The 12,371-nt window shown below is 66.8% G+C and carries 14 protein-coding genes and 1 pseudogene; 10 read left to right on the top strand and 5 right to left on the bottom strand.

All coding sequences use genetic code 11. From position 1 onward, the window contains the following. Positions 1 to 7: 7 nt before the first annotated feature. A complete protein-coding gene (locus tag F8566_RS40640; RefSeq protein WP_151568077.1) occupies positions 8 to 220 on the bottom strand; it encodes a hypothetical protein in 213 nt (70 codons plus the stop codon). A 207-nt stretch (positions 221 to 427) separates the two neighbouring features. Between F8566_RS40640 and F8566_RS40635 the strand changes: the two genes are divergently transcribed. The 5 genes and pseudogenes from F8566_RS40635 to F8566_RS40625 all read left to right on the top strand — a co-directional run bounded on the left by F8566_RS40635 (position 428) and on the right by F8566_RS40625 (position 3,151). Continuing rightward, on the top strand, positions 428 to 1,102 hold the full coding sequence (locus tag F8566_RS40635; RefSeq protein ID WP_151568076.1) for a DUF6766 family protein: 675 nt from the start codon (positions 428 to 430) through the stop codon (positions 1,100 to 1,102). Between the two features lie 175 nt (positions 1,103 to 1,277). After that, positions 1,278 to 1,550, top strand: a pseudogene (locus F8566_RS53175) (transposase); the annotation flags it as partial. Beyond that, positions 1,460 to 1,876: a transposase gene (locus F8566_RS53170; protein ID WP_404800393.1), complete on the top strand. Its 417-nt coding sequence runs from the start codon at positions 1,460 to 1,462 to the stop codon at positions 1,874 to 1,876. The pseudogene F8566_RS53175 and the gene F8566_RS53170, both read left to right, overlap by 91 nt. A 62-nt stretch (positions 1,877 to 1,938) precedes the next feature. Further along, complete coding sequence (locus tag F8566_RS53165; RefSeq protein WP_404800392.1) at positions 1,939 to 2,121, top strand: hypothetical protein; 183 nt, start codon at positions 1,939 to 1,941, stop codon at positions 2,119 to 2,121. 715 nt (positions 2,122 to 2,836) lie between these two features. Then, positions 2,837 to 3,151, top strand: coding sequence for a DUF2469 domain-containing protein (locus tag F8566_RS40625; RefSeq protein WP_151568073.1), 315 nt, complete (start codon positions 2,837 to 2,839; stop codon positions 3,149 to 3,151). A 19-nt stretch (positions 3,152 to 3,170) separates the two neighbouring features. On the opposite strand, the gene dprA is transcribed toward F8566_RS40625, so the two are convergent. The 4 genes from dprA to F8566_RS40605 all read right to left on the bottom strand — a co-directional run bounded on the left by dprA (position 3,171) and on the right by F8566_RS40605 (position 8,056). Continuing rightward, positions 3,171 to 4,238: a DNA-processing protein DprA gene (gene dprA / locus F8566_RS40620; RefSeq protein ID WP_151568071.1), complete on the bottom strand. Its 1,068-nt coding sequence runs from the start codon at positions 4,236 to 4,238 to the stop codon at positions 3,171 to 3,173. 85 nt (positions 4,239 to 4,323) lie between these two features. Further along, positions 4,324 to 5,814, bottom strand: coding sequence for a YifB family Mg chelatase-like AAA ATPase (locus F8566_RS40615; protein ID WP_225993958.1), 1,491 nt, complete (start codon positions 5,812 to 5,814; stop codon positions 4,324 to 4,326). A 5-nt stretch (positions 5,815 to 5,819) separates the two neighbouring features. Beyond that, positions 5,820 to 7,382, bottom strand: a complete 1,563-nt coding sequence (locus tag F8566_RS40610; protein WP_151568067.1) for a recombinase family protein — start codon at positions 7,380 to 7,382, stop codon at positions 5,820 to 5,822. Further along, positions 7,379 to 8,056, bottom strand: a complete 678-nt coding sequence (locus F8566_RS40605; RefSeq protein ID WP_192810106.1) for a helix-turn-helix domain-containing protein — start codon at positions 8,054 to 8,056, stop codon at positions 7,379 to 7,381. The genes F8566_RS40610 and F8566_RS40605 overlap by 4 nt, the downstream gene beginning before the upstream one ends. Positions 8,057 to 8,579: 523 nt before the next feature. On the opposite strand from F8566_RS40605, the gene F8566_RS40600 reads away from it, so the two are divergent. Genes F8566_RS40600 through F8566_RS40580 form a run of 5 tightly spaced genes read left to right on the top strand, consistent with a single transcriptional unit; the run spans position 8,580 to position 12,190 of the window. Further along, a complete protein-coding gene (locus F8566_RS40600; protein ID WP_151568063.1) occupies positions 8,580 to 9,053 on the top strand; it encodes a hypothetical protein in 474 nt (157 codons plus the stop codon). Next, positions 9,050 to 10,813, top strand: a complete 1,764-nt coding sequence (locus F8566_RS40595; protein ID WP_225993957.1) for a DNA primase family protein — start codon at positions 9,050 to 9,052, stop codon at positions 10,811 to 10,813. Before F8566_RS40600 ends, F8566_RS40595 begins: the two co-directional genes overlap by 4 nt. After that, positions 10,810 to 10,992 (top strand): hypothetical protein, encoded by a 183-nt coding sequence (locus F8566_RS40590; RefSeq protein ID WP_151568061.1) that lies wholly within the window; start codon positions 10,810 to 10,812, stop codon positions 10,990 to 10,992. The genes F8566_RS40595 and F8566_RS40590 overlap by 4 nt, the downstream gene beginning before the upstream one ends. After that, on the top strand, positions 10,989 to 11,549 hold the full coding sequence (locus tag F8566_RS40585) for a hypothetical protein (protein WP_151568059.1): 561 nt from the start codon (positions 10,989 to 10,991) through the stop codon (positions 11,547 to 11,549). Before F8566_RS40590 ends, F8566_RS40585 begins: the two co-directional genes overlap by 4 nt. Then, the gene (locus F8566_RS40580) at positions 11,546 to 12,190 is read left to right on the top strand and encodes a hypothetical protein (protein WP_151568057.1); all 645 of its coding nucleotides are present in this window, start codon (positions 11,546 to 11,548) and stop codon (positions 12,188 to 12,190) included. Before F8566_RS40585 ends, F8566_RS40580 begins: the two co-directional genes overlap by 4 nt. Positions 12,191 to 12,371: the final 181 nt, after the last annotated feature.

Below are 12,371 nucleotides of genomic sequence, written 5' to 3'. Positions count from 1 at the left end.
TGCGTCATCAGGTACGGGGAACCTGCGAGCCGAGGCGACGGCTTTCGCGCAGGCGATCGGGCAGCGTGACGGCGTCCGAGCGTGCGCTTTGTTGCTGCCCCGAGCCGCGAAGAATCTGGAGTCCGGCGGAGCACAATGCGCGCAGGAGATCCTCAAGCTCGATCTGCCCCAGGACCGGATCCACCACATTGAACGGTGGGGTGACAACGCGCGCCTCCACATCGGAGATCAGCCCGTGTTCTTCAGCCGGTGGGGATCGGGTTGGCGGGTGGCCGCTGCGGGCTGTCGGCCACGTCCACGCCAGCCCTACGACTGCGACGTGGAGACCTAGCCATGAGGTTCGTCTTCACGTTGACATTGCTGATCGTCCTACTCGGGCTGGCCTATTTCACCACCATCGGGCTACTGCACCGCTGAAGGAGGGACGATGCGGCACTTTCTTCGAGACAACGCCCTAACGTTGTTCTTCCTTGCGCTGACGGGGTTTGCGCTGGTGGGGCAGGCGCTGTCGGGACATGCGGAGTACAACAATCAGCAGATCACGCAGGGCGGCGGCACGGTGAGCCTGCTGGACTACCTCACCGGATCGGACTTCGCCGTGGACGTGACCGAGAACTGGCAGTCGGAGTATCTGCAGTTCTTCCTCTACATCTTCGTGACGGTCTGGCTGATCCAGCGTGGATCACCAGAATCCAAGGAGCCGGGTAAGCAGGGCACCGAATCTGACAAAGACCAGAGGGTCGGCCGCCACGCCGGCCCCAACGCCCCGTCATGGGCACGCGCGGGCGGTTTTCGCGGCGCGCTGTTCTCCCGCTCCCTCGGGTTGACCATGGGCACTCTGTTCTTGCTGTCTTGGCTAGCCCAATCGGTGGCCGGCCGCGCCGCGTACAACGCCGAGCAACTGGCCCAGCGCCAGGACACCATCTCCTGGCACAGCTACGTCACCAGCGCCGACTTCTGGAACCGGACGATGCAGAACTGGCAATCGGAATTCCTCGCCATCGCCTCCATGGTGGCGCTGTCTATTTTCCTGCGCCAGCGCGGCTCCCCTGAATCAAAACCCGTCGGCTCCTCCCACCACGCCACCGGCGTCGAAGGCTGACCAGCCCGAGGCCTGACCGGCCTGGGATCTGACCGGTCTGGGGCCTGACTGGCTGAGGCTTGACTGGCTTGAGGTTGATCGGCTTGAGGATTGACCGGCTTGCAGTGCGGCGCTCCTCGCAGGCGTCGACCGGGATTGCTTACATGCTCGTCGCGCTGATTGGACCACGTCCTACGTGGTGTGTGATCGTTTACAGCGGTGTGGATCATGGCCGGTGCGGTCGGATCGTGCCGGAGGGTTTGTCTGGGATCGTGCGGCAATTGCTGCCTGCGCCGCGGGTGCGGCCGCAGGGCGGCGGGACGGCGAACATCGACGACGAGGCGGTGTTCGCGGAGATGTGTACGTGCTGACCAGCGGGTGTGCCTGGCGGCATCTGCCGCCGTGCTTTGGGGCGTCCAAGTCCACCGTGCAACGCCGCTTTACGCTCTGGTCGCGGGCCGGGGTGTGGGGCAGGTTGCATCAGGTGCTGCTGGATCGCCTGGACGACCGTGGGTTGCTGAACCTGTCGCGTGTCGTTGTGGACTCGGCGCATGTGCGGGCGAAAAATGGGGCGGGCACACCGGCCCCGGCCCGGTCGACCGCGGCAAACCCGGCGCCAAGATGCACATCTTGTCCGATGCCGCCGGGCTGCCCATCGGCGTTGGCGTCGCGGCTGGCAATGTCCACGACCTGCACGGCCTGAAGCCGATGGTTGCTGGATCCCAAATGAAACACGACCCTGAACAAGGCCGGTACCCGCCTGATCGGCAAGCTCCATGCGGACAAGGCCTATGACCGCCCTGACCTGCGACGCTGGCTGCCCAGCATGGGCATCACCCCGCGCATCGCCCGGATCGGTGTCGAGCCTGGCAACCGGCTCGGACGGGCACCGTTGGGCGATCGAACACACCATCTCCTGGCTGACCGGGTACCGCCGCCTGTCACCCCGCTACGAACGCTACCTCTGCGACTACCTGGCCTTTCTCAGGCTCGCCGCTGCCCTCACCTGCTACAAACGCCCCCTCAAACTCACCACGTAGGACACGGTCTCATTTGGAGGAAACTTCATGCGTCAGCTACAGGTTTTGTGCGGGTGGGGGATCGCGGGCGTTTGAACGGCAGCAATGATCTCGGAGGACGCGCTGCCAGTCGGGCGCTGGGTTCGCTCCGAGATCGCGGTCGGGTTGAGCCTCCGGTGGTGGGGCCCCGCACCACATGCATTGCCTGGTGCGGTGAGCCCGGCCGGCCTACGCTCCCCAGCGCTTGCGGGCTTGGCGCGCATCTTCGGTGCGGGTCGGGGATCAGGCCCGGCGGTGCGATGCGAATGAGGACCTGCAGACCTCGTTGAGTGCCGGGCGCGGATGTCCTTGTCGTCTGTCGTGGCGGTGCCGACTCCGGGGGCCTGCGAGACGGTTTCGTCTGGTCGCTTGATCGTCGCGCTTCGCTGTGGTTGTGGCCGCTGGAGTCTGTGTCACCGGGATCATGAGAACCCAAGACTCTCGCTCCGCGTGGAAGCGCGGAGTGGAGGGCGCATTGTGTGACGATGGGCGTGGTGTTCACGGTGCAGGCTTGGTTGGCGATTTGGGGTCTGCCCTACTGGTCTGCGCTGGACTCCAATAGCCTTTACAGGAGGAGCTAGCTGCCATGTCAACAAGCGGGTTCACTAGCGGATGATCATGATGATCGAGTTGGTTCGCCGGATCGAGGGCGCAGTGCCTGGTCAGGTTGCCTTGTCGGATCCGATGGGGGGTTGCGATGTCCGCTGAGGACCTGGAGAAGTATGAGACCGAGATGGAGCTGCAGCTCTATCGCGAGTACCGCGACGTCGTGGGCCTCTTCACGTACGTGGTCGAGACCGAGCGAAGGTTCTACCTCACCAACTCGGTGGACCTCCAGGTGCGGAGCACGGACAACGGCGAGGTCTTCTTCGAGGTGACCATGCAGGACGCCTGGGTCTGGGACATGTACCGCCCTGCACGGTTTGTGAAAAATGTTCGTGTCGTCACGTTCAAGGACGTCAACGTCGAAGAGCTGGCCAAGAGCGACTTCGAACTCCCCTCCGACCAGTAGCCCTCCGGCGGCCGCGTGATCATGCTCTGGCCTTGGTGGTCAGGCGCCAGCCCGCGGGCGCGCGTTCGACGAAGCCGGCAGCGGCGAGCAAGCCCAGCTTGCCGTTGACGGTGGCGAGGTCCAGCCCCGCCTTGACGGCGATCTGGGCCGTGCCTTTGGCGCCGCGGGCGGGCAGGGCCTCCAGGACCGCCCGGGTCGTGGCGTCCAGACGGTCGCGGGGCAGGACGGGGACGCCCGGGTCCGGGGCGAGGGCCCCGATCGGACCGACCGCTTCGATCACTTCCTCAGACCGCGTCACGAGCGTGGCGGGCGGGTCGTCCCGGAGGAGCCTGTGGCAGCCGACTGAAGATCCGGAGTGCACGGGCCCAGGGACCGCCATGAGCACCCGGCCGAGCTTGCGGGCCCAGGCGGCGGTGCCCAGCGCGCCGCTGCGGCGGGCGGCCTCCACCACCACGGTGCCCCGGGAGAGAGCGGCGATCACCCTGTTGCGGATCAGGAAGCGCAGCCGGTTCGGCTCCGTGCCCGGCGGCATCTCGCTGACCAGCAGTGCCCGGCGGGCCATCTCGGCGAACAGGCCGTCGTTGCCGGCCGGATAGGACACGTCGACGCCGTTCGCGAAGACCGCAAGTGTGGGGCCGTCCGTGGCCAAGGCGCCGCGGTGGGCTGCGGCATCGATCCCCATGGCACCCCCGGAGATGACCGTCCACCCTCGTTCGGCCAGCTCAGCACCGAGTTCAGCCGCGACGCGGAGCCCGTAGGGGGAGGCGGCGCGGGAACCGACGATGGCCACCGAACGCAGGCAACCGTAACGCAGATCTTCGGGACCGCGCAGCCAGAGAGCGTACGGCCGTTCGTCACCGAGATTGTCGAGCGTGGTCGGCCATTCGGGATCGCCCGGGCACACCAGCCGGATGTTCATGCGTTCGCTGACGGCCAGATCCGCTTCCGGGTCGGCACCCGACAGTCTGATCCGCCACCGCTCCAGCCGATCACCGACCCGTCCCGCCTCCAGCCCGGGAGGTATCTCGCCGGAACGGATCGTCTCTAACGCCCCGGCAGGGCCGGCGACGGCGATCAGCCGACCCATCTGTGTGTCTCCGGGCTCAGCGACCGCACAAAGCGTCGCCCGAGCAAGCCGATCGTCGTTCACATTGCCTCCTTGTGGCTGAGCGTCATGGGCGGCGGCCCGTCCATAGGGCCAGGGCGCCGCCTACGTCGTCTTCGCTGGGTTGGTCTCGGCCGGCCAGGTCGGCGATGGTCCACGCGACGCGGAGGACGCGGTCGAGGCCGCGGGCGCTGAGGGTGCCTCGCATCAGGGCGTCGTCGGCGGCTCGCATTGCCTCCGGGGGTGGGGTGAAGCGGCGGCGTAACTCTGGGCCTGGGATCTCCGCGTTGGACCGCCAGGGGGTCTCTGCGAGGCGTTTCGCGGTGCGGTCTCGGGCCGTCAGGACGCGTTCGGCGACCACGTCGCTCGACTCCGCGAACTCCAGGTCGTAGCGGAGTTCGGCGCGGGTGGCCGGGTGGAGTTCGAGCTTGAGGTCGATGCGGTCCAGGAGCGGGCCGGAGATGCGGGCGAGATATCTGCGCCTGATCGCGGGGGCGCACGAGCAGTCGACCTCTTTGGCCGCCGCACAGGGGCATGGGTTGGCCGCCAAGACGAGGGTGAAGCGGGCCGGGAAGCACGCTGTGCCCTCTGAGCGGGCGATCCTTACCTCGCCCTCTTCGAGGGGTTGGCGGAGGGCGTCCAGCACGCCGCCCATGTATTCGGGGGCTTCGTCGAGGAACAGGATCCCGCGATGGGCGAGGGACGCTGCGCCGGGTTGGATGACGCGGCCCGCGCCGCCGCCGACCATGGCGGCGCGGGTGGCGGTGTGGTGGGGCGCGCAGAACGGAGACCGCGTGATCAGCGGCTGACCGGGCGGGAGCGTGCCCGCGACCGAATGGATGGCCGTCACTTCGAGGGCGGCGTCGGGTTCGAGCGGGGGCAGGAGGGTGGGAAGGCGCTCGGCCAGCATGGTCTTGCCGCAGCCGGGTGGGCCGCTGAAGAACAGGTGGTGGCCGCCCGCAGCGCTGATCTCGAGGGCCCGGCGGGCCTCGGCCTGGCCTCGTACGTCGCTCAGGTCCAGCCCGGAACGCCGGTCTGCCGAGTCGGGGGCGGGCCGGAGCGGGGGAGCGTCGTCGTCCTCCTCGACCGGGGGCGGCTCGTCGCGGAGGTGGCACAGGAGACTGCGCAGCGATGCTGCGGCGATCACCTTGAGATCCGGTACGAGCTCGGCTTCGGCGGAGTTGGCCTGCGGTACGACGACAGAGGTGTAACCGGCGTTCGCGGCGGCGACGACGGCGGGCAGAACGCCGGGGATGGCCCGGATGCGCCCGTCGAGCCCCAACTCTCCGATCATCACCAGGCCCGCGCAGGCTTTGGGCGGGACGGCTTCGGCGGCTGCCAGCAAAGCTATGGCTATCGAGAGGTCGAAGATCGATCCGCGTTTGGGGAGGCTGGCTGGGAAAAGGCTCACGGTGACGTGGCGATTGGGCCAATCCTCACCCGAGTTGAAGATCGCGGCGCGTACGCGGTCGCGTGCCTCGTTGAGGGCGGCGTCGGGCAGGCCCACCAGGTGCAGACCCGGCACGCCGCTGGTGATGGCGGCCTCCACGTCCGTCAAGTGTCCTAAAGGCTTACTACCTCCCCCCAGGTTGTCAACAGCTCGACGTCCGCTGTCCCCTGGCCGTGAGATGTCACCGTGACCTGCTTGACCAGCTTGGACAGCAGGTCACGCCGCACGGCTGGTGGCAGCGTGGGCCACCGCTTCACAAGATCCCGCGCGACCCGAACCGGCGGATCGGCGAGCCGATCCTTCTCATCAGCCAGCGACTCGAGCGCGTTCTGCACGCGTTCCTGGTCGGCGACGAGCTCGTCACGCGCCTCTCGGTAGGCCGCTTCGGGGACGAGGCCCTTCGCCCGGTCGACCGTCAGCTGTGTGAGCGCCTTCGCGAGCTGCTGACCTTCGCGAAGCAGACGCTTCCGTCCCGCGTCCGCCGCCGTCCTGGCCGCCGCTCGGGCGGTCATCAGTTCGGCCTTGGTGTTCACGTCCACCGCCGCAACTTCCTCGATCCAGTCGAGGATCAGGCTTTCCAGCCGCGGCCGGGCAATCCACGTCCCTTCACACAGCCGGGCCCTGTGGTAGCGAGCGCAGTAGTACATGTAGCCCTGCTTATAGACGCCGTGGTGCTTGATCCCGTGGCAGTTCAGGGGGCCGTCGCACCGGCCACACAGCAGCAGGCCGGACAACGGGTATACCGGGGTCTCCACCCGCGGGGCGAGCTTCGCCCGCCGGTTACGGTTCCGCTGGAAGAACTCCCACACCTTCTCGTCGATGATCGGTTTGTGAGCGCCAGGCAGGTAGGCGTTCCGCTCGCAGGTCTGCGGCGACTTGCACTTGCACACCCGGTCGTGAACGCGGATCTTCCCGGCTGCGAACCCGGTGGCAAGGTACTTGCGGACGGTCCGGTCGGTCCACCACTTGTCGACGGTGGTCTTGATGCCCTGCGAGTTCAGCCAGATCGCGATTGCGCGGTGAGACTGTCCGCCGTTGTACCGCTCGTACATCTCGGCTGCGAACGGCGCCGTCTCAGGATCAATGACGTACCCAGGCTCGCACTCACCAAGGGCGCAACCCTGCGCGCACGACACAGCCGCCGTTGCCCGACGGTGGTACAGGTAGCCGAACCGGTCCCGCCCATCGTGCGGAAGGCCCATCTTGACGCGCCGTTCGTGGGCTTCCCGCCACTGGTCGCCGATCCGCTCGGACTCCCATGCGGCGATCTCCGACAGCATGCCGCGTGTGAACCGGCCGGTTGAGGTGCTCGCGTCCACGTCCTCTGTTGCGGACTCCAGCCGCCCACCAACCGACTCGACGCGGTCGAGGTTGATCGCCCACCCCTTCCGGTCACGTCCGAAGCGGGAGAACTTCCACACCACGACCACCGCGGCGCCGGAGTTCTCTACGCGTTCGATCGCCTTCTGTACGCCCTTACGGGTGAAGTTCCGGCCTGTGGCGTCCAGGTCCTCGATGACCTCGTCCAGGATGTAGCCGCGGCGTGTGCAGTAATCCTCGATGGCAGCGCGCTGCAGCTCTGGGGAGATCATTTCTTCGCGGGCCGTGGACACCCGGACGTACCCGACGACGCGGGGCGGCTCCTCCGGAACCGCGTGCAGACGCGCAGTGTTCATGGCGTTGCCTCATCATCCAGATGCGAGAGGTCGGCCGGTAGAGCCGGCGGCAACAGACCCTGTTGGCGCATGTAAGCGCGCCCCTCGCGGATCTGGCGTTCGATCTCGCGTACGCGCCGTTCCTCGGTCTCCGCACGGAGGATCTGCATTTCTTTGAAGTCATCTGCCGCGTCTCGCCCGGCCTTGCGCGCACTCGCGGCAGTTGTGAGCGCCGCCTGACGCGCCTGCAGCAACCTGTCGTGCTCACGGAACAGCGGGATAGGTGATGACCCGCTGTTCCAAGCAGCAAGGTCACGCGGGTCTAGGGGGAGTTCGGCGCCCTGGCCATCACGACGAATGAGTGGGGCGTCTCCCGTGAACCACTTGAGCGCGTCCCATGTACGTACGACAGTGCCAGGGAGGACTTCGATCTCCTCCTCGTGTCCGATCGGGATGACGAGTTGGACGGGGGCGACGCGTAGGACCCTGGCCAGCACTAGGAGCTCCATCAAGCTGAGCGTCGGCCGCCGGCCGCTCTCAAGGTTGGCTATGACGCTCCGCTTCATCGACAAGCCGTAGTCATCGGAACAGGCGTCGGCTACCTGCTGGGCGCTGAGCCCAGAGCGGTCGCGATGCCGCCTGATCTCGCCTGCTGCCACCTTGATCAATTTCGCCGTCCACTCGCCGTTTGTCACGTGAGATGACAATAACGGCCCGAGTTGACACCTGCAAGCCCCTCATGCACTCTTGTGCTCATGGATGACCAGACAAGCGTCATTAGTCATCTGGGAGCACAGTCCGTCGAGCGTGAGTGGCTCACCCGCGTTGAACTTGTGGAGCTCGCGCAAACGGCAGGGGTTGGCCCTGGATCGATACGCACGGCCAAACGGTGGGCGCAGAAGGGCATCGGTCCGCGGCCTCACCACTTCGGTACACGCGAAGTCCGGTACCGGCGTTCCGAGGTCCTCGCCTGGCTGCGAGGCGATGCGGCATGACACGCGATCAGGCGATCACTGAGGCCGCACAGATCCTTGTCGACGCGTGCGCCGAGATAGACGCCCTACCAGCCGAACAAGTAGCGAAACGAGCACATGTGCCTGGTGGTTCGTACTCGATCGCTGAGCTCGTCGCGCTCGTACGTGCCCAACGCGCGGAGGCACAGGGAGATGCTGCCTGATGACGTCCCCAACGCGAAGCGGCACGCCCCCCGAGGGAGACGTGCCGCCTAAAGAATCGGCCCCTGGACAGGCCAACAACACCACCGCCAGCGTAACCGAACGGGACGCTTACCTGATCCGGGCGATGTTCGACCACGGTGTCGAGGTCGGATACGCGCGAGCCGAAGCGGACATGGCGGCGGCCTGGAAGGTAGTCGCCGAGAAGGTACGCGGTATCCCCCGGCAGATGGAAGTCCAGGAGCGGCGCCTCGTGCACGACACCCTCTGGGCCTACTGCACAGCTCCCGAGTGCAACACGCAGGTCGAAGTACACCGCCGCGTCGACTTCCGCCTTGTGCTGTGCCCTAAGCACCTGCCCAAATCCTGGTGTTCACGTCACCGCGTCGCGGACACGTGCGCATCCGAGCAACGCCTGAAGGAGCGGCTCGACGCCTCGCAGCGCCCGGAGTACACCGGCGGCCCGGTGGAGTGGAACGTTGACCGGCCGCCGCTGGATCGGGGGACGGCCGCGTGACCAATCCTCTCGACGGGGTTGTCGACGCCCCCGACGTCTGCCCGACGTGCAAGGAGCTCGCCCCGGACCACTGCCAGTGCTCCCCGCCCCCGCCGCCGGCCGAGCCACCGCCGGGCAGCGAGCCCGAGCGGGAAAAGCTACCCGCGCCGACCAACCCGATGGCGGTTGCCCGTGTGATCCTCAAGACCTGGCAGCATGACCGAGTTCCGACGCTGCGTCACTGGTGCGGCGCGTGGATGCGCTGGGATGAGACCCACTGGTCAGAGATCGAAGACCGTGAGATCCGCTCGACGCTATACCGCAGGCTTGAGCACGCCCAGTACGTGCACATCACCAGCAAGGGAGACGTCGAACAACGGGAGTGGGCTCCGAACAAGCGGAAGATCTCCGACCTGATGGAGGCCATGGCAGCCATCTGCCACCTCCCGGAGTCCGTGCAGGCGCCAGCATGGATCGGGCGAACCAGCGGGGAACGACACGGTCCGCTGGTGGCATGCCGAAACGGCCTGCTCAGGCTGTCTGACCGGAAACTCCTGGACCTGACCCCCGCCTACTTCAACCTGGTCAGCGTCCCGTTCGACTACGACGCCGCGGCGCCGCCCCCCGCTCAGTGGCTGGAGTTCCTCAGGAGACTCTGGCCCACGACCGGCCGCGACGACGACCAGAGCAAAGCCGAGGACAAAGACGCCATCGCGTCGATTCAGGCAGTACAGGAGTACTTCGCGTACGTGCTGTCCGGCCGGACCCACCTGCACAAGATCCTCATGATCCTCGGCCCTTCCCGATCCGGTAAGGGCACTATTGGCCGGACGCTGACCGCTCTCCTCGGCGCCGGCAACGTCGCTGGCCCAACCATGGCCAGCATGGCGACCAACTTCGGTATGGCGTCGCTGATCGGCAAGCCCTTCGCGGTCATCTCCGATGCCCGGCTCACCGGCAACGCGGGCAACCAGGTCGTAGAACGTCTGCTGACCATCAGCGGTGAGGACCGCGTCGAGGTCGACCGCAAGTACAAGCAGGCGTGGACCGGCCGACTCCCAACCCGGTTCTTGATCCTCTCCAACGTCATGCCGCAGTTCGGAGACGCCTCCGGCGTGATCGCGCACCGGTTCATCGTGCTCACCATGACGCAGTCTTGGCTGGGCCGAGAGGACACCGAGCTTGAGGGGAAACTGGCCACTGAGCTCGGCGGGATCCTGAACTGGGCACTCGACGGCCTTGACCGGCTCAACAAACGCGGACGCCTGACCGAACCCGGATCGTCGGTTGAAGCCGTGACCGCGATGAAGGACATCGCCTCACCGACGAGCGCGTTCGTCCGGGACTGCTGCGTCACCGGTACCCGCTTCCAGATCACGGTGGAGGAGATCTGGGCAGCCTGGAAGATCTGGTGTGAGGACAACGGCCGCGGCGGCGCCGGTACGAAGCAGATCTTCGGCCGCAACCTCCAAGCAGTGGTTCCACAGATCCGCACCACCCGGCCACGAGACGCGGACGGCAAGCAGGTTCGTACCTACACCGGCCTCCGGCTCCGGACACCGGCCGATGAAAACGAGACCGACAATAAGAACGATCGCGTCTCAAGCGACTCAAGCGGCTCACCGGAGGGCTCTGAGGCCGGGTTGAGACGCACTGAGTCGCTTGAGACGCGATCCTCTCTATTGTCGGTCCCGTTTGAGAGCACGTGCCGCGGGTGCGGCGGATCGATGACGGTCGTGGAACCCGGCCAGACCACCCACCCCGGCTGTGATGCCGCATGAGCCTCGATGACGACATGCGCGCCGCAGTCGACGAGCGCCTCGCCGAGACCATCCGGCGCAACCGCGAACGCCAAGACAACCGGCGCCGGCGCCTCGCCGAACTCTCCGAACGCCGCCGTCACGGCCTGCAGCGCAGGCACCGCGACAAACTCAACCGCAACCAGGAGAAGGCACCGTGACCTCCGCTGCCCACGGTCGTGCCGTCCTCGCCCTCGACGACGTCCTGTGCGACCTCACCCCCCAGACTCTCGCCGCGGTCGGCGACCGGTTCCCCGCCTGGTACCGCGACCAAGCCAAAGCAGCCGTAACCCAAATCGCGACCGGCCTCAAGAACGCAGCCGAACACGGCACCGTCGACCACACCGCAGACATGCCCGCCGCAGACCACCCCGGATGGGTACGGCTGTCGGTCCTGGACTCCCTCGTCCGCTGGTTCGCCGGCACCGCTGACACATGCCTCCACAACCCGCACCCGTCCCGACCCCAACCCGTCGCGTCGGTCGCGTGGAAACCCGACCTCGTCGTCTGCGGGACATGCACACACCTACTCGGCGTCCCCGCGGACTCCACAGCCGACCGCACCTGCGACGCCTGCGGACACATCGTCGCCGGCCTCGAAGCAGGCGAACCCATCTACCCGTTCACCGTCGTATGCGGCGTGCTCATGCACGGCGCCGGCGTCTGTGCCAGCTGCCGCTACTGGCAGACCACACCCACCCGGAAGGACACCCCATGACCACCAACTACGGCGAACACGCCGCACGCATCAAAGAAGCCCACGACCGCAAGCTGCAACGCATCCGCGACCGCTTCACCCGCAAAGAGATCACCGCTGAACTCCGCGACACCCTGATCTCCCGCAACACCGTCGACACCCGGAACCAGCTCACCGAACTCCGTCAAGCCGAACAAGCCGAACGAACCAACCGCCGGCAGACCCTGGAGCGTCGCCTATTCGCACCCAACAGCAGCGACGGCAACGACCCAGCCACCCGCGCCGCCGCGTTCCGCCAGGCCCGCGCCGAAGCGGCCAAGTTCGACGAGGAAGGCGCCATCGTCGCCGAGCTCCGCAAAGCCATGCGCGCCGACGACAAGCTCATGGCCAAGGCCCTGTTCGAACGCGCCCACGACGTCGCCCAGGCCACCGACGGCAAGGGCCTGAGCAGGGTCATCGTCGCCTACCTCAACGAGGTCGAACCCCACAAGACAGACGACTACCGAGAACTGCAATCCATGATCGGTGACGAGAAGTCCCTCAGTGGACGATTCGCCCGCGAAGCCACCTACCTCATGCCCACACCCACAGAGGTCGACCGCTACCAGGACCACAGACTTCCCCAGCTCGCCGCCGACCCACGCTTCGCCGACGTCCAGTAGGAGACCCCTCATGCCCGATGGGTACTGGAAGGACGAAGGGTCTCGGAGGTCACAGCCTCGTCCAACAGGCTGGAAGCAGACCCGAGAACGGATCATCGCCCGCGACGGCGGAGTCTGCCAATGGCTCATGGACGCCCAAGGCACCACACGATGCGGACAGCCAGGAACCGACGTCGACCAC

It is taken from the genome of Actinomadura rudentiformis, assembly GCF_008923185.1.
In the GTDB taxonomy this organism is placed as follows: domain Bacteria; phylum Actinomycetota; class Actinomycetes; order Streptosporangiales; family Streptosporangiaceae; genus Spirillospora; species Spirillospora rudentiformis.
The sequence above is the reverse complement of the archived record's forward strand: the minus strand, read 5'-3'. Positions and strand labels throughout refer to the sequence as shown.